The following is a 21,441-nucleotide window of genomic DNA, read 5'->3' as shown; positions in this document are numbered from 1 at the left end:
GACGGGGGCAATGATGAAGCGCTATATCGAAGGCGAGGATCGTAAGCAAGTGACATTGCTACCGGAATGTCTCGATGACTTTGTCGTCGAGGATAACCCGGTGCGCGTGATCGACGCATTTGTAGAGGAACTCGATCTGACTGCCCTCGGTTTCGAAGGTGCGACTCCAGCAACTACCGGTAGGCCGTCTTACCATCCATCTGTACTGCTGAAGATCTACATCTACGGCTATCTCAATCGAGTGCAGTCGAGTCGTCGCCTGGAGCGCGAATGCCAGCGAAATGTCGAGTTGATGTGGCTGACCGGTCGGCTCGGCCCGGACTTCAAGACCATTGCAGACTTCAGGCGCGTCAACGGTGCGGGCATTCGCAACGTATGTCGACGCTTCGTGACGCTCTGCCGCGACCTGAAACTATTCACCCAAGCCGTTGTGGCCGTCGATAGCAGCAAGTTCAAGGCAGTCAACAGCCGCGATCGTAACTTCACGCCGAACAAGATCGAGAAGCGCCAGCAGCAGATCGAGCAAAGCATACAGCGCTACCTGGACGCGTTAGAGACGGCGGACCGCACGCAACCTGTCGAGGTCGAAGCAAAGACAGAGAGGTTGCGAGAGAAGATTGAAAAATTGCGTGAGCAGATGCGAAATCTGGATTGCACTGCAGAATCCCTACAACGCGTGCCAGACAAGCAAATCTCGCTGACCGACTCCGATGCGCGCTCGATGATCTCGCAGGCCAAGGGGACGGGCGTAGTGGGATACAACGTTCAGGTTGCCGTCGACGCCAAACATCATCTGATCGTCGCCCACGAGGTCACGAACGTCGGCAGTGACCGAGCTCAGTTGAGCAAAATGGCTCGGGCTGCCCGCGACGCCATGGGAAAAAAGAAGATTAAGGCAATGGCGGACCGCGGTTACTTTAATGCCCCTGAGATCAAATCATGCGAGGACGCTGGCATTGCTGCGTTCGTGCCAAAATCGACTACCTCAAGCGCAAAGGCCGATGGCCGCTTTGATAGAGCCGACTTCATCTATATCGCTAGAGATGACGAGTACCAATGCCCTGCCGGCCAGCGCGCGATCTACCGATACAGCTCGATCGAGCGCGGCGGGTTGACGCTGCGAACCTACTGGAGCAGTGAGTGCCCGCACTGCCCCATTAAGGACCAATGTACGCCGGCGGATTACCGACGCATCCGCCGATGGGAACACGAAGTGGTACTCGAAGCGATGCAGCGTCGACTGGATCGCATGCCGGATGCTATGACACTGAGACGCCGAACGGTCGAACATGTATTCGGGACGCTCAAGCACTGGATGGGCTCGACGCACTTCCTGACACGCAGGCTGGACAACGTATCAACCGAAATGAGCTTGCAGGTGCTCGCCTACAATCTCAAGCGAGTCATCAGAATACTGGGATTCGCAAAGATGATGCGTGCCATGAAGCTGTGCGGCGCCTGAGTTGCCGCACCAGGTCAAAAAAAACTGGCGCGTACCAATCACGGACCGATTCCACGTCCAATTGACGCAGCGACAACTTGCACCTGCGGCATCACGCTAACCCTTCCGACTTGCCGTGCCGGCTGTTTCTACACAGCCTCGGCCATATGCGGACGCTCGTGCGACTTGGGTAAGGCTTCAAGGCCAACACTCGGGTTACCGCACGAGGTCACCTCGAGCCATCGCCTACTCGTCCTTGCAATCATGGCGCTTCCCGTGCTCACCTTCGCATTCGATGGGAGGGCGACTGCCAGGCATGGAAGGGAATACCGAAACAGGAGCGCGTAGACGATCCCCACCAGCGGCGTCGCACGCCATAGCGTGGGCAGACGACTTGCCGAACTTTGCGGCGAGACTGGCCAGGATACCCAGTGTTCCGATCGTTAACAACAAGGGGTCGAGCATGGTTTCCTCACACGGAATCAGCGATGCAGCAGCGTGGGCGCGTACGTTTTCACGAAAAACGCCAGCGTGATGCAGGAGGTGGCAAGCAGCGTGATGGCGCGGATGATGCCCGGTGGCGCGCGTCGCCCGATGTGCGCGCCACCAAGTCCACCGATGATTGCGCCCACCAGCATGACCAGCGTTTCAGGCCAGCGCACCGCGTTGGCCACGATGAAAGCGAGTACCGCCACCACATTGGCCGCACTGACCAGCAGCGTACGCGGCGCGTTGAGGTGCTTCAGGTCGGTGCTTTCGAGCAGCCCCCACATCGCAATCATCATGATCCCGACCGCGCCGCCAAAGTAGCCGCCATAGATGCCAAGAGCGAACTGGACGACCAATACCGCGTGCGCGTGAATGTGCCAGCGTGCGCGCAATGCCTCGCCAATGCGTCGCCCGAACGCGAGCGCAATGGATGCAACCAGCAGCAGCCACGGCAGCACGAACGTAAACGCCGCCGATGACGTGCGCAGCAATAGCAGCGCTCCGACCAAGCCGCCGCACAGCGTCGTCGCCAGCAGCGTACGCAGGGATACAGCGCCGACCGGCCGCAGCCCGTCGCGATATGCCCATGCGCTGGCTAGGCCACCGGGAAACAGCGCGACCGTACTGGAAGTATTCGCCTGAACCGGAGGCACGCCCGCCGCGATGAGCGCCGGCAAACTGACGAACGATCCGCCCCCGGCCAGCGCATTCATCGCACCCGCTACCATTCCAGCGGAAAAAACCAAAATCATCGTGTCCATAGAAACGATGTTAGTCACCGGGCCGCGTTCTCACAATCTGGCTATTCCGGTGCTAGACTTTGGAAATTCCGAAAGCAGGAAACCTGGTGATGCGTTTTGACCTGACCGATCTGCGACTATTTCTGACCGTAGTGGAATGCGGCAGCCTGACAGAAGGTGCTCGCACGATACATCTGGCGCTAGCATCGGTCAGTGAGCGCATTGCTGGCATGGAAGCGGCATTGGGTGCGTCATTACTGGACCGTAACCGTCGTGGCGTGCGTGCCACTGCTGCGGGCGAGGCGTTGGTCCGGCATGCCCGTTCAATCCTGGGCCAGGTCGAACAGATGCGGGGTGAACTGCGAAGCTACGCAACGGGCCTGAAAGGCCGCATCAGGTTGCTGTCCAACACCGCCGCCATGGCAGGGTTCCTGCCTCCGCAGCTTTGCCAATTTCTGGCGGTTCATCCCGACCTGTCAATCGACTTGGAAGAGCGGCCCAGTGCAGACATCGTTCAGGCCCTGGCGGACAGGCGCGCCGATCTGGGTATCGTCGCTGACATCACGGATCTTGGCATGCTGCAGACACACCTGATTGCCAGTGACCAGCTTGTCGTAGTCGCCAGCCATTCGCATCGCGTGGCCCGGCAATCGAACGTGGCCTTTGCCGATCTCCTTGGCGAGCCAATCGTGGGCATGGCGGACACCGCGCTCGAAACGCATCTCGCGGAACGTGCATCGCGCCTGGGCCGCCAGCTTGACTACCGCATTCAGTTGCGCAACGCCGAACATGTGGCCATGCACGTCGAAGCTGGCATCGGCATTTCGATCCTCTCCGAGGGGTTGGCCAGGACACTTCGCGGTGACTTGGCCATCCTGCCGCTGTCGGAAGCCTGGGCCACACGGCGGCTCTACCTTTGTGCACGCGACTTTTCCACACTGACCCCGCACGCCGACCTGCTTGCGCAGCAACTGCTGCAGCACGCGCCGTAGACGTCCTTCCGCGCGAGGTTCCAACCTGTGTATCGCTTTCGTTGAACGGCCGCTGCACGGTTAGCGACTCGCTGCACGAGTTCAAACGCGGCTTTTCGCCCGAAAGCATGTGTATCGGACCCGCCGCCGGGTGGTCGATGCTGCCGTCTACGTGGGGTTGTGCGATGTCACCCATTTCGATCCGCAGGCGCTGAACGGCGGCAATCACGTGCACCTGGGGCGTATTCGGCAACCGCGAGCACGAACAAGTGCTGCTGGCAGCGGTATTCGACAACCTCGGCAAGGGTGCTGGGGGGCGGCCGTGCAGAACCTCGACCTCATGCTGGCCGGCACGCCCTAGTACTCCAGCTTCGGATACCAGTCTTTGCCCCGCCCTTCCGGCGTCGTGTCCAGCAGGCTCCTCAACGGATCAAGATCCGGTGCACCGCGGGGATCCTGCCCGGGGTCCGGCGGGATGCCAAACAGCTCACCGCTCCAGAAATGCCGGACCTTGCCGTCCCGGCGCGTGAAGACCGTGTAGGCCGGCATGTCGGCATCATCGGGACTGACATAGTCGCGCGTGAAATCCCCGTCGGTGTCCGCATACACCCGCAGTTTCGTCCAGCCGCGCGCCCGTTTGGCGGCCACCAGCCGGTCGATCGGCGAGCGGGCCACCATGGCCAGCGCGACGCGCTGCTCGATATCCGGCACCTTGTGATCCCACGATGCCATGATCGACGTGCACATGGGACACGGTTTCTCGCGCTGCGGCCCGAACATGTAGCTGTAGATGATCAGCGTGTCCTTGTCGCCGAACAGGTCGGCAAGCGTAACCGGACCGTTCTCGCCCTGGAACGTATAGCGTTTCGTCACCTCCCCACCGGGTGGCAGCCGGCGCCGCAGCGCGGCCACGCGTTCAATGTGACGACGCAATTCAATCTCTTCCGCGAGCAACGCATTGCGCGCCTGGCGGTACTCGGCGCTTTCGTTGGGCAAGCGGACGGGGTTCCGTTGCGCGAGTTCGATTGCGGGAACCAGTTCTGTCTTTGCATGCATGTGAGCCCTCCTTCCTGCCGAAACATGTCAGTCAATGCGAGACCATCGCTCCCGGCAGTGACAACGCATTCCACGGCCTTGTCCTGATTCGTGTCGGCCGCGGGCAAATCGTTCCGCGAATCGGCTCGCGATTCGGCACAGGCCACTGCGGGTGTCGGCCTGACGCGAACACGCTCGCCCTGCAGTGTCGGTGCCAGGCAGACAGCGAGGCTGACCATGCCGTCCCCCTTCTCGCACCAAAATTCACGATTTTTCTTTCTATTTCAATGCCTTGAAGGCGCAATGCCGTTGCGCACCGCGCCCTGGCACACCCCATGCATATATCTCTCCGAGCGCAACATCTGATGCTCACCACCGAAAGCCAAGCCAGACCATCAAGGAGTTAATCATGTCCCTCACCATCCAGAACCTGCCCCTCGAACAAGACCTCGACCACGCCAGGATGGGCGCCGTGCGCGGCGGCAGCGTCTTCGTCAATTCCGCCATCAATGCCATCACCGGCGGCTCGGGCGTCTCGTTCGCCAGCCCGAACACGATCGTCGCGCCGGTCACGCAAGTCGATGCGTCGACCCGCACCAGCGTCGACATGAAGACCGTCAACAACATGCTCAACAACGTCGGCGGCATCGTCCAGGCGCTGCAGCACTGATCCCGCACCCAATCCACGCCACCTTCCCAGGAGACCATCATGTCCTTGACCATCCAGAACCTGCCGCTCGAACAAGACCTCGACCACGCCAAGATGGGCGCCGTACGCGGCGGCAGCGTCTTCGTGAACTCCGGCATCAACGCCATCACCAACGGCGCTGGCGTCTCGTTCGCCAGCCCGAACACGATCTTCGCGCCGGTCACGCAGGCCGACGCCTCGACCCGCACCAGCGTCGACATGAAGACCGTGACCAACACGATCAATAACGTGGGGGGCGTGGTCGCGGCCTTGCAGCACTGAGCCGCGCCGCAGGGGACGGAGCCGCCGGCGCCAGTCCGCGCGCTCCGTTTCAGGCTGGCCGGGCGCCTGGCGCCGGGCCCGTCTTGAAGGACCGTCCTGTCATGGACGGTCCTTGTTCTTCGCAGGATTCCCCGGAAGTCTAGCCACCACCGCCCCTGCCCCGATATCCCGACCCCAGGCCGTTCACTCCAGCGATACGCCCAGCTTGCGGATCAGCTCACCCCAGCGCTTGCTGCCCGCAGCCAGCCACTGCGCGGCCTGGGCGCCATCCGTCGCCTGGGGCCGCAACGCGCTGGGACAGCAGCGTAACGAGATCGAGCGCACCCGGACCACCATGCGCGTGATGACTGACGGTTTATGGAGGCGCTGGTGGCGGCGGGACGTTAACCGCTTCGCGCGACGGCTCGCACAGGTCACAAGCGAGCAAGGAAAGCAAGAGGCCATTTGACGCCCCGCCTACTCGTCAATCGATACGACTGACCTCGTCTTGAATCGCCGCCGCGAGCGCGAGTAGCGGCTTGGCAAGAGCGGCTGAGACCTCTGCAATCTCCTGCTGTGTCGATACGCTGGCGTTGAGGATATACGTACCGTAGCCCTCAAGTTGCATTGGTGTCGCAACCGCAACCACCTGAGGCTGCCAGGACGCTACGCAGTAGCCCTTCTCCCGCACCGACTGGATCGCCAGTTTGATTTCCTTGCGAATGGCCAACCATGCACGTCCAGGATGCCGCCCAGCCATCTCGCTCATCGTACGGTCAAGGCATTCTGCTGGCAGTGTTGCCAGGTAGGCTCGCCCCAACGACGTTAGCGCCATCGGAATACGGAGACCGCGAACGATGGTCCGCAAAGATTGCCGACGGCTGTAGCGAAAAGACTCCAGGTACACCATGTCGCCCTCATCCGCCACGGCCAGGCCGACGTTAATCTTGTAACGCATAGCGACTTCCGTCATGAGCGGAGTCGCAATCTTCAGAACGCTCGAACCTTCACTCATGGCATGCGCCATGCTCAAGACAGGAACGCCCAGCCGATAGGCTCGAAACCGAGGTACGTACTCCAGCATCCCCGCTTGAACTAGCGTCTGCGTCAGTCGGCTTACGGTCGACCGCGAAAGTCCGGTTCGGTCCGCGATTTCACTATTACCGAGCATGGACGACCCTGCACGGAACGCGCGCAGGACCGCAATGCCGCGCTCCAATGACCGATTAGGCGTAGCCATGCCCTTCCCTGGCTTCAGACGATCCGGATTTTTGATGGTACCGGGCATGGCGGTTCGAAGTTCATCGAGACTTTTCAAACTGGATCCTTCCCTTGTCTCCCCTTATGTGTAACTTTATCGTTTAGCTGGAGAAATCAACAGTCAGATCACGGTCGACACGCCAAAGTCTCGCCGCAAGCCTTTCGGCTGCTGACCGCCCCAGCACAGGAGACGCGAGTTCAAGCAACTTCGCATCGAGGTCCTTGTCGGTGAGGGGGTCCTCGGGATCGCCTTTTCGATTCGGCTGGAACTGCTCGACAACCTGTCCGTCGACGGTCTCAATTCGAATGATTGCAGCGCGTTTCCCCGGGAAGGCTGCATCGATCTCTGGATCGACCTCGACGGTCATGCAGGCCATTAGTCTGCGGGTTTCCTCATCGGTCAACCGGTCTGGCTGGTAAGCCGCGAGCCTCACACTGCCAAAGGCCAGTGCTGTGGCGACAATGTACTTCAGGCTGAATTTCGCTTCGTTCTCTGTTTTTGGATCGAGATTACAAGCAATATCGAGCGCCGGCCGGTATGTCGCGACGTGGATGTGCTTGATCTTACGGGTCTCTATCCCGGCGCTGGCCTTCAACGCCAGTGCGCCGTCAATTGCTGCGAACGTGTGTCCACAACCAATATGATTTTTGAAAGTCATCCGGCAGATATGAAAATCGCTACCGAGCGTTGCAGCGACTGCGCTCCAGTCCGCATTGTCGGACATCGCTTTTCCAAACCCGGCCGCACCATCCAGGACGTCCAGCGATCCCGTTGCTCCCGCGACTGCAGACTTCGCGGCAAGCAGGCCACCCTCCGCCGCGCGACCTACATGCATCGGCTTCGACATCGAATCCATCCTGAAGGCTTGCTGAAGACCTGCGGAGAATGTTGCGGCCGTCGCAAGAGCATGAGCCAACTGGGAAGCCGTCGCCCCGTAGATGAAGGCGGACGCGGCAGCAGCGCCAAACACGCCAACGGTCGCGGTGTTGTGCCAATATTTGTAGTGGCCGCGCCCAAGTGCCACACCTATACGCGTAGAAATCTCGTAGCCAACGACGATACCCTTGAGTAATGTCTCGCCGCTTGCGCCGACGTCCTGGGCTGCCGCAATGGCCGCGGCAATCGTTGGAGCGCCGGGGTGATACATCGCGTCCTTGAAGCTATCATCGATTTCGGCAGCATGTGCGGCAGCGCCATTGATGAGCGCCGCGGCCCTGGCCGTCGCAGGTCTCCCTGATGCCAGCCTGGCCCTTCCCGACGTCAGTTCCTCTTCCAGCACGCGCTCCAGGATTGCAACGGCTTCATGGTGAATTCCCGGATACACCGAAGCATGCCAATCCACGAGGGCTCGCTTTGCATGGTGGATAGGTTCTGGGGGAAGCGGAGCTGACTGGACCGTGGAATAGAACTGGCCAAAGGCCTCTGTTGCGTACACGTTCAGACTCCTTGCCTGGCAATGGCCGGGCGACGTTCTGTGTCCTGCCAGAACTGCAGCAAGCGTTCGTTCACGAATTGGTGGGCCTCATACTGGACCCAATGCCCTGCGTCGGGGACAACACAGACTCGGGGTTGACTGTAGGAGCCCCGGGTATCGGCGCTGGTTCGAGAGGCGCTGACAATCTCTGGAATCTCCGCCGGAGTAACCGTCACATCGGCCTCTCCCCAAGCCATGAGAAGCGGCCCGTCAAAGCTTGAGATGACCTTCTGAAGCCCACCCGCACGGGAGATGGCCTTGCTACGGAATCGGGTGGATTGGCACGCCGTTGTGTGGATGTCGAGCGCTTCGTCGTCAATCTTGTCCTGGTCAGCGATCATGAATGCAGCAAGGTTGTGCCGCATTGCATCAGCGAGCGCTTCGGGCCCTTCGGCACGCCTCCAGTCAATCAGTTCGCTCGCCAGCCGGCGAGCACCACCGTGTCCAGCGGGGCCCAGTAACGCCAGGCTTGTGACTTCCAGGGCTGGGATTTCGCTGCTTGCAAGATAGGCCGCGGCAAGGCCTCCAAAGGAAAAGCCCACCAGGTCGACGCCATCGTCGCCAGTGGGAAGTTGGCGGATGGATTTCGCCAGCAGGCCAACGAATCCGACCATGTCCTTGAACGATGACGTATCGGATTCACCGAAACCCGGCATATCGGGAACCAGTAGCCGACGCACCCTGGACAATGACTCGACATTGCGAGCCCAGTGCCGCCACGATCCATGTCCGCCGTGCAGAAGGATCGCGGGCGGCCCTTCACCGAAGGTCCGCCATACGACCTTGCAACCGTCCACCGAGGTAGCGAAGACCTCAGGAACCAAGGACTGCGACCGCATCGCCTGCCACCACGCCGCGACCTTCGGGCAGTACGAAGACCGGATTGATCTCAGCCTCAAGCAAGTTATCCCCAAGCAAGGCCACCATATCCGAGAACGCTACGATCGCGGCCGCCAGTGCGTCGACATCCGCCTTCGGACGGCCACGATATCCCTCCAGCAAGGGCGCCGTCTTCAAGGAGCGAATCATCTCAAACGCGGCCGCCTTCGACAAACCGCGACCCGGCGCAAGCAGACGCAGTGTCGTGTCCTCGAACAGTTCGGCCGTCACCCCGCCCATACCAAGGAGAATCCCGGTACCAAGGGGATCGCGATGCATGCCTAGAATGACTTCGACACCCCCGCTCACCATTTCCTGGACGAGAAAGCGAGTGGGCCGCTTGCCGACCGCCTTCTCTACCTGGTCGCCCATTTGAGTCAAACACGCCCCTATCCGGGAGGGCTCCACATTCACCGCAACGCCGCCCACATCGCTCTTGTGGGTGATTTCGCCAGAAAGAATCTTGAGAACCACCCCGCCTTCGAACTGCTTTGCGGCCACCACAGCTTCCTCCGGTGTCGTCACGACTGTTTCCCGTGTCACGGGCACTCCGAACGTGCTGAACAGCGTCTTGGCGGCGGCTTCGTCGAGCGATCCAGCGCCGAAGTCTTGCAGATTTGGAACGGACGCGGCGGCCGTATCCGAATCCTCTGCAATTCGAGACGATCCCGCGCGCAGCATCGCCTGGAAAGCAACCGTGCATGCCTCCGGGGCGAAAAACGCTGGCACTGCGCAACGATTGAGCAGCGACGCCACCTCGGGCGCGTGCGGGCTGACATAGGCGATCACCGGCTTGGCGCTGGTCGGGAGGCAATCACGAATGGCGCTGGCCATCAAATCGGGCATGGCAAGACTGGACGAGCCAACGATCACCGTTACTGCGTCATAGCTTGGGCTGTCCAGCAGAATGCGAATTGCTGCGCGAAGGAGGTCGGGCTGCAGGCCGGCCAGCGTCACGTCAATCGGATTACGGTCCAACGCCGCATGGTCACCCTTTTGCAGCGCGCGCAGCTTTGCCGCGGTTTCCTCGTCCGGAGCCGGCGTTTCGAATCCCGCCACGCCCAGGCTGTCCGAGACCAGCGTACCCGCCCCGCCCGTAGACGTGAGAATTGCGATCCGCTTACCCGCCAGTTTCCGGCCTGAGGAAAGTGCTGCCGGAATATCCAGCAGATCGGCAAAGGTCTGGGCGCGAATCACGCCGACCTGGTCAAACAGGGCATCGTACATTCGGTCTGCGCCCGCAAGCGCGCCGGTGTGCGACACAGCCGCGCGCGCCCCGCTCTCCGACCGTCCGATTTTGAACGCCACCACTGGCTTTCCCGCGCGAGCGGCCTTTAGCGCAGCGCGCCTGAATGCGTCCGGATTTCGGATGCTCTCGACGTAAAGCGCGATGACCTTGGTGGCTTCGTCATCCGCGAGGTAATCGATGAAATCTGCCAGCTCGAGGTCCACCTCATTGCTCGTGGAAACAAGCTTGGACATACCAATACCGCGGGCTGCAGCGCGCGACAGCAGAGCACCCAGGATGCCGCCGCTCTGGGACACGACTCCGATGTTTCCGGCCGGGAACTTGTCCATCTCCAAGGCACCACTCGCCGAAAGCGGAATGCCGTCGGTCAGGTTGACCAAGCCGATTGTGTTCGGGCCCAGCAAACGCATATCGCCCGCCGCTTCGATCAGCTCCGCTTGACGTCGCGCCCCCTCGGGGCCCGTTTCGGTATACCCGCTTGCCAGCACGATGGCTGCACGCGCACCCTTGGCAGCAAGGTCACGAACCGCGAGGTGTGCCCGCTCGGCACCGAGCAGCACGATGCCGACGTCCGGCACCTCCGGCAGCGACGCCACATCGGGGTAGCAGCGCAAACCGTCAATCTCGGCGACCTTTGGGTTGACCGGATAGATGGCGCCGGCGAAGCCATGCTTGCGCAGGTACTGCACGGGACGGCCAGCGGTTTTTCCAGGGTCAGCGGAAGCACCGATTACCGCGACGCTACGCGGCGTCACAAGGCGTTGAATTGCATCCATGGCTCAACCCTTGTCAGCGAGTTTGTTCAGGAAAGCGAGCACGGACTCGCGGTGTTCGGCGCTGGTGTAGCAGATGCCTTGAGCCTGGCTGCCCTGTGCGAAGATCTGGTCCGCCGGCAATTCGTATGACTGATTCATGATGGTCTTGCCCAGGGCAATCGCAGTCGGGGAACCTTCGCTCAGTTCCTTCGCCCAGGCCACCGCTTCCGCGACCAGACGGTCGGCCTGGCTGACACGATCCACAATCCCAATTTCCCTGGCCTCTTCAATCGCGACCTTTCGACCTGTGAACACCAGTTCCTTTGCTTTCGCCAGGCCAACGCGACGCGGGAGAAAGTACATACCGCCGCCGTCCGGAATCAGGCCGCGATGGATGTACGACCAGGAGAACGATGCATGTTCCGATGCCATGACGAAGTCGCAGCAAAGAGCGGTGTCAGCGCCAAGCCCGGCAGCAGCCCCGTTGACAGCAGCGATAGTCGGCTTCGGCATGGTGTGCAGCAGCTTCTGGGTGTAATGCACACGCTGCTGACGGCTCCAGCCGTTGAAGCCAACCTCGCCTTGCGGCGCTTCCATACGGCGCTTCATACCGGATACGTCGCCGCCGGCACAGAATCCCTTGCCGTTTCCGGTAATCACCAGTGCACGGATGGTTTTGTCTGCCGTGATGCGCTCGAGCGCATCAATAAACTCGGTGCGCATGTCATCGCTCATCGCATTGCGCTTCTCGGGACGGTTCAAGGCAATCACCGCGACGCCAGACTCGCACTTCAGTTCGATAAGGGAATAGTTTTCCACGATTCAATCCTGTTCTCGTTACAGCGCCGCAGCTTAGTCAGCGGTGATGTTTGCTTCCTTGATGATCTTGTTCCAACGCTGACTTTCGCCTGCAACGTATCGACCGAGTTCTTCGGGGGTGCCTGCACTGACGGTCAGGCCCTCCTGCTCTGCGCGCTTGCGAAAGGCTTCGGTACGCACGGCCTTCCTGGCGGCAGCGTTCAGACGAGCGATAACATCCTTCGGGGTGCCAGCGGGCACGAAGAGCCCATACCAGCTGTCGGCCGAATACCCGGGGACTCCGCTTTCTGCGATGGTCGGAATCCTGCTGAGGCCGCCCGCTTGCGAGCGCTGCGCCGTCGTCACAGCAATCGCCCGAAGCTTTCCGCTCTCAAGGTGCGGCGCCACGGCAGCTGCGGTAGCGAACATCACGTCTACCTGGCCACCAAGGAGATCGGTAATTGCCGGACCTGCGCCGCGGTACGGAATATGGTTCATATCGACCTTGGCCAGCGACTTGAAGAGTTCACCAGCCAGGTGTGCTGACGTGCCTGCGCCTTGCGATGCGTAGTTGATCTTCCCGGGCTTCACCTTGGCCGCCGCGATGAGATCCTGTAAGGACTTGATAGGGCTATCGGGGCGAACCACCAGCACGTTGGGCGAGCGACCGACAAGCATCACCGGAGCAAATGCCTTTTCCGTGTCAAAAGGCAGCTTCTTGTGAAGGCTCGGATTGACAGCATGCGCCATCGTGGCCATCACCATGGTGTAGCCGTCCGGGGCGCTTTTTGCGACGGCATCGGTGCCGATGATCGTGCTGCCGCCCGGCTTGTTATCAACAATCACCGGTTGACCAAGTTCCTCCCCCATGGTGATGCCCATGGCTCGGGCGACCAGATCGGTACCTCCGCCCGGAGCAAAGGGAACGACCAGGCGAATCGGCTTGTCGGGGTATGCGGCCGACGCGGCCGATGGCGCAGCTGCAACGGCGAGCGGAATCAATGCAAGTGCGATGCGTCGTACGAAAGCCGCACGGATCCGGTTCATTCTTGTCTCCTGTTGACGAATGCTTGAGCGCGTCGGAGCTGGTACTTCTCTCATCCAATCGCGTTCGCTGGTTAGAAACAGGTTAGCGACAAGCGGGACATCGGACATCCCCGCAATTCCATAGCGTGGAATTGTGCAACGCAGCATTGAAGCTGAATCGCCGGGCTAGCCCTGCCTCCATTCGCATGGACAGGTGTCAATGAGTTCGGTTTGAATCACTAAGGCTCCGCGAATCGGCAGTCGCCACGCCGGTGTCGGTCTGCCGCGAACATGCCCCGATGCAGTGTCGGTTCCGGGCAGACAACGGGATTCGGGCATGCCGTCTCCTTCTCGCACAAGAAATCGCGATTTTTCCTTTTATTTCAATGGCTTGATGGCGCAATGCCGTCGCGCGCCACGCCCTGGCACACCCCATGCGTATATCCCTCCGAGCGCAACAACTGATGCTCACCAACCCAAGCCCGACCAGTACACCCCAGGAGTTTGATCATGTCCCTCACCATCCAGAACCTGCCCCTCGAACAAGACCTCGCCCATGCCACGATGGGCACCGTGCGCGGCGGCAGTGTCTTCGTGAATTCCGGCGTGAACGCCATTACCGGTGGCAGTGGCGTTTCGTTCGCCAGCCCGAACACGATCTTCGCGCCGGTTACGCAGGTCGATGCATCGACCCGCACCAATGTCGACATGAAGAGCGTGACGAACACCATCAACAACCTGGGCGGCATGGTCGCGGCCCTGCAGCACTGAGCGGCGACAGGAGGCAGAGCGAGCGGGGTCGCCCACCGCTCTGCCGCCACTACCCGCGCTCCGCGTGGCTTCAGCTGCTGCAAAGATCGCCCTTTTGATGGGCGATTCTTTTTGTCATCACCGATTTCTGGGGCTGAAGAAATTGCTGAAGGCGCAGGGATAGGGAACCCCCTGCCCCACATTCAACTATGCCGCCGCTGCTGCTTCGATCCCATCGCCAACTTCGCTGATTCTGTCTGCCAGCAGCGCTAGGGCGGCCTGGCACAGGCCTCTCAGGGCATCGGCGCTGGTCGGTCGTAGCGCCACGATCCCATCATCCTGCGCATTGCAATCGCTCTGAGCGAGCAGAGTCAGGACACACACCGCGCCACATACGACTGAGTGGGCATGATCAAGCAGGTTGAGCAACCGCAGTTGCCGAGGAATGGATAGTGCATCCGTCCGCGCTGCGCGCAGGGTTTCAGGACTGAAGTAGGAAATTGGCTCGTCCCTTTCCGAACGGCCTATCCGGCCGACCAGTTACTCGATGACTCGGTCAGCCCTCTTCAGTAAATCGGGAGGAATTGTCAATCCAAGCTCGCGAGCAGTCCTGAGGTTGATAGCGAGTTCGCGACGTGAGACGACTTCGAACGGCATGTCCGCAGGTTTCGCACCCTTGAATATCCGATCAATGATGGCCGGCAAGCGCGGAAAGTTCGCTGAGACGCTTGTGCCGTAGCTGAACAGCCCGCCCGAGTCTTCGGCTCCCCCCCAGAACATGGTTGGCAGCCGACGGTTCGTAGCCAATGCCGCAATGCCCTTGCGCGCCGCCAGCGGCGCGGGGACTTCGAGCACGATCAGCGCCTGGGCGCGATCACTTTGCATGGCATCAAATGCAGCCTCCAGGTCGGGCTTTGGCCCACGTACTTTCAGTACTTGCGGGACCATGCCAGCCGTGCGCGCGGCGGCAACATTGGTCCGCTCGATGGGGGCCAAGCCGTTGGTATCAACTCCCGGAATGTCTGGGTCGCTAAGGATGGCAACGCGCTCGAGTCCGGGGATGAGCGCCTTGAGGATGTCCAACTGTCGCGACGGAAGCTCGGGGTCATTGTTTGTCGCCCCGGTGATGTTACCGCCAGGTCTTTCGAGCGTCGCGGCGACGCCAATCGCCACCGGATCGGCAACGATAGAGGCTACGATCGGAACCGTCGCGGTGGCCTTTCGTGCCGCGTTGGTGGCTGGGCCACCATAGGTGGCTATAACGTCGACACCTTTGGCGACCAGTTCAATCGCTAGCTCGGGCAGGCGTTCGAGCATCCCTTCGGCAAAGCGCGCCTCATAAATGACATCGGCGCCTTCGACGTATCCGAGTTGCGCCAGACCACGGCGTAATCCTTCGAGCACCGGCTGGGGCCTTCCATCGACGACGGCCGCCCCGTTAAACAGCGCACCAACCCGGAAAGGCTTCCGAAGTTGCTGTGCCTGCGTCACGCCGTGGCCAGCAAGGAACACGGCGGCTGATGCTGCGGCACCGGCGAGGATAGCGCGTCTGTCCATGCGTATCTCCTTTTGTTGCCATTCTTCGATCCAGGACGTTCTGCTCGCCCAGGCTACCGATGGGCCTGTGTTCGCCACCAAATCGGCAAGCATGGATAGACAGGCCGACACTCGGGCGTTAGCGAACGCGGCCCAGTCGATCGGTCGATGAACATTTTCAGGTCGAAGTCCAACTTAGAATCTCGCACGCCCACCGGACATGTCGAAGATAGCTCCCGCGTTGAACCGACTGGCGTCGGAACATAGCCATGCCACCAGGTGCGCCACCTCGGCTGGATCGCCCAGACGCCCGGCGGGGCTGTCACGGACCATGGCCGCCACTTGGTCATTTCCGAGCGCATGGATCATGTCCGTATCAAAGGGGCTGGGTGCCACGCAATTCACGTAGATATTTCGCCCTATAAGCTCGCGACCGATCGCCTTGGTCAGCGCCACCACGCCACCGCTGGCCGCGGAGTATGCGGCCAATCCTGCCAAGCCCTCCTTGCCGGCCATCGAACCCATATTAATGATGCGGCCCCCGCCCCAGCGCAACATATGCGGCAGCATAGCCTGTAAGACGTGCATGGTCCCGAGGAGATTCACGGCAATAATACGGTGCCATTGCCGGGTCTCGTGAGTCTCGAAAGGCTGCATCGAACCCAGGTAGCCGGCATTGTTGACAAGAATGTCGAAGCGAAAACCTGCGTCGACCAGGCGCGCGAGCGCCAACGCCACCTGCCCAGCGTCGGAGATATCGACGACTTCAGTGCTGACGCCTTCCATCTGGAATGGCAGGATATCCCAGGCGTGTACGCTCGCCCCGCTTTCGATCATTTGCGTAACGATCGCGCGGCCAAGACCTTTTGCACCGCCAGTCACAAGCGCGGTCTTTCCTGCCAAATCGTAACGATTGGACATGGCATTCTCCGAGCCGCCTATTCATTCGCGTCCAGACACGCCCCTTCGAGATGACACTCGACGTCGCGCCAGTCATCTTGCCGAGTCCATCTAGTACACCCCACAGGTATTCAGCGTAACCACCCCTATCGCATTCGCTCGGTGCGTTTGCTAACAAATGACCGCAAATGACCTCGCACCAACCAACAAGGGACCGCAAGCCGGCCCGCCAACATCGGGGTTCCGTTTGTTCAGCATCGTCTGCTTCGATGCCGGGGAAGCCATAGTGCCGCGACGCTACTCTGATTTTCATACCCGCCGACCATCGGGGCAAAGTTCAGCGAGGTTGTAAAGTGGTTATCACTCATCTATACATCCGTGGAGAACGTCGCCCTGACTGCCATTTTCTCAAGTTTCAAGTGGCCCGAGACAGACTGGGCTCGGCAGCATGAGGACGCCGAGCCGTGGAGAGAGAGAATATGCGGAATGCTGTTAACGAGGCCATAAAAGCCCATTATGGCCGGCCGGATTTGGCGACCGTCATTCTTGCCGCCCTGGAAAAAGCGGGAGCCGATATAGAGAAACTCTCTCTTGAGGAGTTGGCTCCAATCGATGAATTCCATATTCGCGGCCGCGCGGCGACTCTGGAACTCGCAAAGGCGGCAGACTTACGTGCGACAAAGCGTGTGTTGGATATCGGCAGTGGTATTGGCGGGACCTCGCGGTGCCTGGCGACGGAATTTGGTTGCCGCGTCACGGGCATCGACCTGACGGATGAATACTGTCAGGTTGCATCGATGCTTACGGCAAAGGTTGGCCTCGATGGACTGGTCGACTATCGCCAGGGAGACGCGACGAATCTTCCATTCGAAGACAATGAGTTCGATGTCGTCTGGACCGAGCACGTGGCAATGAATATTTCAGACAAGCATCGGTTTTACAGCGAAATCTACCGGGTCCTGAGACCAGGGGGTACGCTGGCAATCTATGATGTCCTTGCCGGCGCTTCAGAGCCAGTCCTGTTCCCGGTCCCATGGGCCCGTACGCCGGACACAAGTTTTCTTGTGTCACCAGATGAGTTGCGCGATTTGCTTCAAGATGCTGGATTTACCATTACAGACTGGAAGGACACGACAGCAGAAGCGCGCGATTGGTTTGTAAATCTGGCTCAGCGTATACGCCGAGAAGGCTTTCCTGCCCTGGGATTCCACTTGCTGATGGGTGATGACTTCCGGACGATGGCGCAAAACCAGGGTCGTAACCTTGAAGAGGGGCGAATTTCACTCTGGCAAATTATTTCAGTGAAATGAAAAGGGGTAGGAGCAGGTACTCGGTTCATGGCAGCCCCACTGAGGAAGTCGTCGTCCGATCGTTAAGCGCTTGCGGCCAGTTTCGGCCAGCCGCCCGTCGTGACCCAACGACGGAGGTTTGGTCCGGGAAGTCCTCCATGGTTTAGCGCGATATAGCCGCGTAGATCGCCTGTATTGCAGCGATGAAGGCCGCTGACGATTCCAGCGGTCGACCGTGTGCCGCTACGCTCCCGGTTGTTTCCGCGGTAGCGTTGCGAGGTGCCGCATCGGGACTCGAAGAAAATTTCACCACAGTCAGCTCCTTTTTCGGATTGATGTAGATCTTCTGCCCGAACCGCCCGCCGGCCTCGACGGAGCCGTCGCCATCGTTGACCTGGTACCAGTAGTCACCGTATGCATATCCAGGCTTGCCAGCCGCGAGCCGGCCCTTGGCGAACCCCGCCTGGTTTCCGCGCGGCTGCAATGCGACACGGACCGCTTGAACAGAAATTCCTGCGTTCGCATCGCCGTCATGTGCGCGTCGGACTGCCTCAGCAAAACGGGCCGCATCGCGCAGCGTTGTGCTAAGGCCGCCGCTTGCCATTTCTGTTCCGAGCGAATCGACCTGGATGTAGGCGTCGTCCTGGGCGAGCTTCGACCAAATTCGTTCCTGAGCCAGTTCCGCCCAGGATTTGCCAGAAATTCGGCGCATTGCCCACGCGACCGCTTCCGGCGAGCCGTTTTGATAGAACCAGTAGTTCGCCGCAACAGCCTCCTTGTCGGCCGAAACGGTCTTTAGAAAATCGTAAATGTTGTCTGGCGTGCCGGCGCGGCGCGGAATAATTCCGACTGCCCCGAACAGTCCCAGGTCGGGTGGAAGCTGCGGCGAATATGCGACAGCCACTTCCATGTCGAGGTTTTTTTCTAGCGTGGCATCGCCGAACGGATTGCCGGTCAACTCGGGCACATAGGTGGCCAACTTTGCTTCGGGGTCGAGTCTGCCTTCGACAATCAGCATGGCCGCCATCAGGCCGGTGACTGATTTGGTCATTGACGCCCAGATGTGTGGCTGCGCAGGCCCGAAGCCTTCCAGGTAGCGCTCAAAAACTATCTGGCCTTTGTGCAGCACGATGAAGCCGTCGGTGTGGGTGTCCCTAAGATAACCAGACAATTTGACTTGCCGTCCTTCCACGCCGAATTGCACGTCATCGAGCTTCTCTCCGGGCCGCTCCGGCAAATTCATCGGAGTAGGAGCATGGCGGATTCCCGCTGTCGGCGACGTTTCTCGGACATGGCGGAAGGCCCAGCGCATATACGGCGGCTCAAATGCGTTGGTCTTGTTCACCCGCATCGCCTGAGGCGGGGGAAAGCCCTGCATGACGCCTGCCCCCTTCGGTTCGTTACCTTGGCCGCGCTCCAGCGGCTGTGCCTGGACCCCGCCCGTCACAGTGAGGAGCGCCATCGTGACTGCTGCCCGGTACTTGCGCTGCCAATGTGCGCGGTGGCGAGGTGCGGGATCCATTCATACTCCTGTGCAAAGGGTGCTCAGGAGTATGAAACCCAGGATCCTACCTAACAAGAATCAGAGGGGCATCAAGTCATAACCGATGGGAATCCCCGCCAGCGAAGCAACATCCCTTCCCGGCCAGCTACGGACGTTCGAGTCAGTTGGTTTCAATTACCGTAGTTGGGCCAAAGCGGTCCTTTCATACACCTAAAAGATTGCACCCGCCTGAAACCTCAACCGACCCGTAAGTGGTTTGGGCCGTTACGCTTCTACCACTTACCGACCACAATTCAAGCGCGACACCTGTCGCGCTTGAATTCATGCTGGCTGGGGAAATCAAAGAGCCGTGGCTACTGCGGACCGCAGCTCTGGCCGATGACTTGAACCGTTTGGCTGACGGAAAACGGAATGGGTGCCGCTTGTGCAGTGTTCCCTTTCACGGTCCCTGTTAGCGTGATGCTATAGGTTCCCGGAGCGAGGGTCAGGGTAGCCGGATCCATGATGGCCCAAGCGAGAGCACCCCCGTCGGCTCCTCCATTATTATTCCCCGCGAAACCATCCGTGTTCAAAATGGTTCTGGCATCGCCGTTCTGCAGGAGCGAGACCGCACCATTTGACCCCGCGTTTGTCGTGTATGCGAAGTCCACCGCCCCCGGGGTGCCGGCCAGCGCGCCTGGCGCGTTTGCGACCACCGTGCTGGTTGCCGGGAAGGAGGAAACTCCATTTGAGACGACGAGATTGACTACACGATTGAACGACGACGAATCCAGAAGACTTGCTGAGCGACGGGCCATCCTTCCAGCCGAAACATCCCAGTCAATGCGAGACCATCGCTGCGACGACGCATTCCACGGCCTTGTCCTATTCATGTCGGCCACGGGGCAAATCGTTCCGCAAATCAGCTCGCAATTCGGCGGACGCCACGCAGGTGTCGGCTCGCCGCGAACACGCTCGCACTGCAGTGTCGGTGCCGGGCGGACAGCGAGGCTGACCATGCCGTCCCCCTTCTCGCACCAAAATTCACGATTTTTCTTTCTATTTCAATGCCTTGAAGGCGCAATGCCGCTCCGCGCCCCGCCCTGGCACACCCCATGCATATACCCCTCCGAGCGCAACATCTGATGCTCACCACCGAAAGCCAAGCCAGACCATCAAGGAGTTAATCATGTCCCTCACCATCCAGAACCTGCCCCTCGAACAAGACCTCGACCACGCCAGGATGGGCACCGTGCGCGGCGGCAGCGTCTTCGTCAATTCCGCCATCAATGCCATCACCGGCGGCTCGGGCGTCTCGTTCGCCAGCCCGAACACGATCGTCGCGCCGGTCACGCAAGTCGATGCGTCGACCCGCACCAGCGTCGACATGAAGACCGTCAACAACATGCTCAACAACGTCGGCGGCATCGTCCAGGCGCTGCAGCACTGATCCCGCACCCAATCCACGCCACCTTCCCAGGAGACCATCATGTCCTTGACCATCCAGAACCTGCCGCTCGAACAAGACCTCGACCACGCCAAGATGGGCGCCGTACGCGGCGGCAGCGTCTTCGTGAACTCCGGCATCAACGCCATCACCAACGGCGCTGGCGTCTCGTTCGCCAGCCCGAACACGATCTTCGCGCCGGTCACGCAGGCCGACGCCTCGACCCGCACCAGCGTCGACATGAAGACCGTGACCAACACGATCAATAACGTGGGGGGCGTGGTCGCGGCCTTGCAGCACTGAGCCGCGCCGCAGAGGACGGAGCCGCCGGCGCCAGTCCACGCGCTCCGTTTCAGGCTGGCCGGGCGCCTGGCGTCGGGCCCGTCTTGAAGGACCGTCCTTTCATGGACGGTCCCGCGTCTCTTCCCACCTGAGCTTGCGCCGTCGCGCCAGTGGATGCGTGAGGCCGGCGATGACGCGGATGGGTTTCGGGATACAGCAAGTCGCAGCGCAGCGGTACGTCAGTCCAGCCGCCCCTCTCGCAGCGCGGGCAGCATGTCTTCCACCGTGCCTTCGGCAAGGGTCAGGTGCTTCGTGACTGGGCGCACCGAGGTGCAAGGCATCGGCCCTATACCTGGTTCGGGCCACCGGTGAACAGCCAGATCCGGCGCGAGCTTGACTATGAACTCGCACTGGCCGGCGAGCCTGCGCCCACGGTCCGTATCGAGAGCGCCACCGTGCTGGCCAATGTGTCGCTCTTGCAGCAAGGTGAACTGCTGGCAGTGATGTCAGGACGGATGACGAAGTTCTTCCACGCGCTGGGCCAGGTGGTGCCGTTGCCGCTTCCATACCGGCGCGAGGGCACGGTCGGCGTGTTGCGGCACCGCGATGCCGAGCAAACGCCGATGCAGCAGGGGTTTATGGAGGCGCTGGTGGCGGCGGGACGTTAGCGCTTTACGGTGCCCCTCA

General features: G+C 60.6%; 21 protein-coding genes and 1 pseudogene. 10 read left to right on the top strand and 12 right to left on the bottom strand.

All coding sequences use genetic code 11. The annotated features are described in order from the left end of the window. The first annotated feature begins 13 nt into the window (after nt 1-13). Complete coding sequence (locus tag ACIGJB_RS20920) at nt 14-1,462, top strand: IS1182 family transposase (protein ID WP_483734741.1); 1,449 nt, start codon at nt 14-16, stop codon at nt 1,460-1,462. A 461-nt stretch (nt 1,463-1,923) separates the two neighbouring features. Here the strand turns inward: ACIGJB_RS20920 and ACIGJB_RS20915 are convergent, their stop codons facing one another. Continuing rightward, the gene (locus ACIGJB_RS20915; protein ID WP_483734202.1) at nt 1,924-2,691 is read right to left on the bottom strand and encodes a sulfite exporter TauE/SafE family protein; all 768 of its coding nucleotides are present in this window, start codon (nt 2,689-2,691) and stop codon (nt 1,924-1,926) included. An 89-nt stretch (nt 2,692-2,780) separates the two neighbouring features. Here ACIGJB_RS20915 and ACIGJB_RS20910 point away from each other — a divergent pair, with 89 nt between their 5' ends. Then, nucleotides 2,781-3,662 carry a LysR substrate-binding domain-containing protein gene (locus ACIGJB_RS20910; RefSeq protein WP_483734201.1) on the top strand — a complete coding sequence of 294 codons (882 nt, stop codon included), beginning with the start codon at nt 2,781-2,783 and terminating at the stop codon, nt 3,660-3,662. Nucleotides 3,663-3,831: 169 nt separating this feature from the next. Then, nucleotides 3,832-4,002 (top strand): annotated as a pseudogene (locus ACIGJB_RS20905) (N-acetyl-gamma-glutamyl-phosphate reductase); the annotation flags it as partial. Here the strand turns inward: ACIGJB_RS20905 and ACIGJB_RS20900 are convergent. After that, the gene (locus ACIGJB_RS20900) at nt 3,999-4,697 is read right to left on the bottom strand and encodes a DUF899 family protein (RefSeq protein WP_483734200.1); all 699 of its coding nucleotides are present in this window, start codon (nt 4,695-4,697) and stop codon (nt 3,999-4,001) included. The pseudogene ACIGJB_RS20905 and the gene ACIGJB_RS20900 sit on opposite strands and share 4 nt — an antisense overlap. Before the next feature lie 388 nt (nt 4,698-5,085). On the opposite strand from ACIGJB_RS20900, the gene ACIGJB_RS20895 reads away from it, so the two are divergent. Both ACIGJB_RS20895 and ACIGJB_RS20890 read left to right on the top strand, forming a co-directional pair. After that, complete coding sequence (locus tag ACIGJB_RS20895) at nt 5,086-5,346, top strand: hypothetical protein (protein WP_483734199.1); 261 nt, start codon at nt 5,086-5,088, stop codon at nt 5,344-5,346. Nucleotides 5,347-5,385: 39 nt separating this feature from the next. Continuing rightward, complete coding sequence (locus ACIGJB_RS20890) at nt 5,386-5,646, top strand: hypothetical protein (protein ID WP_483734186.1); 261 nt, start codon at nt 5,386-5,388, stop codon at nt 5,644-5,646. A 183-nt stretch (nt 5,647-5,829) separates the two neighbouring features. Here ACIGJB_RS20890 and ACIGJB_RS20885 read toward each other — a convergent pair whose 3' ends face one another. The 7 genes from ACIGJB_RS20885 to ACIGJB_RS20855 all read right to left on the bottom strand — a co-directional run bounded on the left by ACIGJB_RS20885 (nt 5,830) and on the right by ACIGJB_RS20855 (nt 13,088). Then, on the bottom strand, nt 5,830-5,982 hold the full coding sequence (locus ACIGJB_RS20885; protein WP_483734198.1) for a hypothetical protein: 153 nt from the start codon (nt 5,980-5,982) through the stop codon (nt 5,830-5,832). A gap of 127 nt (nt 5,983-6,109) precedes the next feature. Beyond that, the gene (locus tag ACIGJB_RS20880) at nt 6,110-6,913 is read right to left on the bottom strand and encodes an IclR family transcriptional regulator (protein WP_483734740.1); all 804 of its coding nucleotides are present in this window, start codon (nt 6,911-6,913) and stop codon (nt 6,110-6,112) included. A 73-nt stretch (nt 6,914-6,986) separates the two neighbouring features. Beyond that, nucleotides 6,987-8,321, bottom strand: coding sequence for an MmgE/PrpD family protein (locus tag ACIGJB_RS20875; RefSeq protein ID WP_483734197.1), 1,335 nt, complete (start codon nt 8,319-8,321; stop codon nt 6,987-6,989). Between the two features lie 2 nt (nt 8,322-8,323). Further along, nucleotides 8,324-9,199: an alpha/beta fold hydrolase gene (locus ACIGJB_RS20870; RefSeq protein ID WP_483734196.1), complete on the bottom strand. Its 876-nt coding sequence runs from the start codon at nt 9,197-9,199 to the stop codon at nt 8,324-8,326. Next, entirely contained in the window at nt 9,174-11,264 is a 2,091-nt protein-coding gene (locus ACIGJB_RS20865; protein WP_483734195.1) for an acetate--CoA ligase family protein, read from the bottom strand. The genes ACIGJB_RS20870 and ACIGJB_RS20865 overlap by 26 nt, the downstream gene beginning before the upstream one ends. Before the next feature lie 3 nt (nt 11,265-11,267). Further along, nucleotides 11,268-12,062, bottom strand: a complete 795-nt coding sequence (locus ACIGJB_RS20860) for an enoyl-CoA hydratase/isomerase family protein (RefSeq protein ID WP_483734194.1) — start codon at nt 12,060-12,062, stop codon at nt 11,268-11,270. 33 nt (nt 12,063-12,095) lie between these two features. Continuing rightward, entirely contained in the window at nt 12,096-13,088 is a 993-nt protein-coding gene (locus ACIGJB_RS20855) for a tripartite tricarboxylate transporter substrate binding protein (RefSeq protein WP_483734193.1), read from the bottom strand. A gap of 489 nt (nt 13,089-13,577) precedes the next feature. On the opposite strand from ACIGJB_RS20855, the gene ACIGJB_RS20850 reads away from it, so the two are divergent. Continuing rightward, nucleotides 13,578-13,838 (top strand): hypothetical protein, encoded by a 261-nt coding sequence (locus ACIGJB_RS20850; protein ID WP_483734192.1) that lies wholly within the window; start codon nt 13,578-13,580, stop codon nt 13,836-13,838. A 519-nt stretch (nt 13,839-14,357) separates the two neighbouring features. On the opposite strand, the gene ACIGJB_RS20845 is transcribed toward ACIGJB_RS20850, so the two are convergent. Continuing rightward, entirely contained in the window at nt 14,358-15,374 is a 1,017-nt protein-coding gene (locus ACIGJB_RS20845; RefSeq protein ID WP_483734191.1) for an ABC transporter substrate-binding protein, read from the bottom strand. Between the two features lie 174 nt (nt 15,375-15,548). Further along, a complete protein-coding gene (locus ACIGJB_RS20840; RefSeq protein WP_483734190.1) occupies nt 15,549-16,274 on the bottom strand; it encodes an SDR family NAD(P)-dependent oxidoreductase in 726 nt (241 codons plus the stop codon). Nucleotides 16,275-16,732: 458 nt separating this feature from the next. On the opposite strand from ACIGJB_RS20840, the gene ACIGJB_RS20835 reads away from it, so the two are divergent. Continuing rightward, complete coding sequence (locus ACIGJB_RS20835; RefSeq protein WP_483734189.1) at nt 16,733-17,563, top strand: class I SAM-dependent methyltransferase; 831 nt, start codon at nt 16,733-16,735, stop codon at nt 17,561-17,563. A gap of 142 nt (nt 17,564-17,705) precedes the next feature. On the opposite strand, the gene ACIGJB_RS20830 is transcribed toward ACIGJB_RS20835, so the two are convergent. Then, nucleotides 17,706-19,064 (bottom strand): serine hydrolase domain-containing protein, encoded by a 1,359-nt coding sequence (locus ACIGJB_RS20830; RefSeq protein ID WP_483734188.1) that lies wholly within the window; start codon nt 19,062-19,064, stop codon nt 17,706-17,708. A gap of 1,150 nt (nt 19,065-20,214) precedes the next feature. On the opposite strand from ACIGJB_RS20830, the gene ACIGJB_RS20825 reads away from it, so the two are divergent. The 3 genes from ACIGJB_RS20825 to ACIGJB_RS20815 all read left to right on the top strand — a co-directional run bounded on the left by ACIGJB_RS20825 (nt 20,215) and on the right by ACIGJB_RS20815 (nt 21,422). After that, nucleotides 20,215-20,475 (top strand): hypothetical protein, encoded by a 261-nt coding sequence (locus ACIGJB_RS20825; RefSeq protein ID WP_483734187.1) that lies wholly within the window; start codon nt 20,215-20,217, stop codon nt 20,473-20,475. Nucleotides 20,476-20,514: 39 nt separating this feature from the next. Beyond that, nucleotides 20,515-20,775: a hypothetical protein gene (locus ACIGJB_RS20820; RefSeq protein WP_483734186.1), complete on the top strand. Its 261-nt coding sequence runs from the start codon at nt 20,515-20,517 to the stop codon at nt 20,773-20,775. Between the two features lie 284 nt (nt 20,776-21,059). Further along, nucleotides 21,060-21,422, top strand: a complete 363-nt coding sequence (locus tag ACIGJB_RS20815) for a LysR substrate-binding domain-containing protein (RefSeq protein ID WP_483734185.1) — start codon at nt 21,060-21,062, stop codon at nt 21,420-21,422. The last annotated feature ends 19 nt before the right edge of the window (nt 21,423-21,441 follow it).

It is taken from the genome of Cupriavidus sp. C2SS-8b (assembly GCF_057073745.1).
The sequence above is the reverse complement of the archived record's forward strand: the minus strand, read 5'-3'. Positions and strand labels throughout refer to the sequence as shown.

Coding starts and splice junctions, on each gene's coding strand:
- ACIGJB_RS20920 (WP_483734741.1), top strand. CDS start 14: ATGAAGCGCTATATCGAAGGCGAGGATCGTAAGCAAGTGACATTGCTA.
- ACIGJB_RS20915 (WP_483734202.1), bottom strand. CDS start 2,691: ATGGACACGATGATTTTGGTTTTTTCCGCTGGAATGGTAGCGGGTGCG.
- ACIGJB_RS20910 (WP_483734201.1), top strand. CDS start 2,781: ATGCGTTTTGACCTGACCGATCTGCGACTATTTCTGACCGTAGTGGAA.
- ACIGJB_RS20900 (WP_483734200.1), bottom strand. CDS start 4,697: ATGCATGCAAAGACAGAACTGGTTCCCGCAATCGAACTCGCGCAACGG.
- ACIGJB_RS20895 (WP_483734199.1), top strand. CDS start 5,086: ATGTCCCTCACCATCCAGAACCTGCCCCTCGAACAAGACCTCGACCAC.
- ACIGJB_RS20890 (WP_483734186.1), top strand. CDS start 5,386: ATGTCCTTGACCATCCAGAACCTGCCGCTCGAACAAGACCTCGACCAC.
- ACIGJB_RS20885 (WP_483734198.1), bottom strand. CDS start 5,982: ATGGTGGTCCGGGTGCGCTCGATCTCGTTACGCTGCTGTCCCAGCGCG.
- ACIGJB_RS20880 (WP_483734740.1), bottom strand. CDS start 6,913: ATGCCCGGTACCATCAAAAATCCGGATCGTCTGAAGCCAGGGAAGGGC.
- ACIGJB_RS20870 (WP_483734196.1), bottom strand. CDS start 9,199: ATGCGGTCGCAGTCCTTGGTTCCTGAGGTCTTCGCTACCTCGGTGGAC.
- ACIGJB_RS20865 (WP_483734195.1), bottom strand. CDS start 11,264: ATGGATGCAATTCAACGCCTTGTGACGCCGCGTAGCGTCGCGGTAATC.
- ACIGJB_RS20855 (WP_483734193.1), bottom strand. CDS start 13,088: ATGAACCGGATCCGTGCGGCTTTCGTACGACGCATCGCACTTGCATTG.
- ACIGJB_RS20850 (WP_483734192.1), top strand. CDS start 13,578: ATGTCCCTCACCATCCAGAACCTGCCCCTCGAACAAGACCTCGCCCAT.
- ACIGJB_RS20845 (WP_483734191.1), bottom strand. CDS start 15,374: ATGGACAGACGCGCTATCCTCGCCGGTGCCGCAGCATCAGCCGCCGTG.
- ACIGJB_RS20840 (WP_483734190.1), bottom strand. CDS start 16,274: ATGTCCAATCGTTACGATTTGGCAGGAAAGACCGCGCTTGTGACTGGC.
- ACIGJB_RS20835 (WP_483734189.1), top strand. CDS start 16,733: ATGCGGAATGCTGTTAACGAGGCCATAAAAGCCCATTATGGCCGGCCG.
- ACIGJB_RS20830 (WP_483734188.1), bottom strand. CDS start 19,064: ATGGATCCCGCACCTCGCCACCGCGCACATTGGCAGCGCAAGTACCGG.
- ACIGJB_RS20825 (WP_483734187.1), top strand. CDS start 20,215: ATGTCCCTCACCATCCAGAACCTGCCCCTCGAACAAGACCTCGACCAC.
- ACIGJB_RS20820 (WP_483734186.1), top strand. CDS start 20,515: ATGTCCTTGACCATCCAGAACCTGCCGCTCGAACAAGACCTCGACCAC.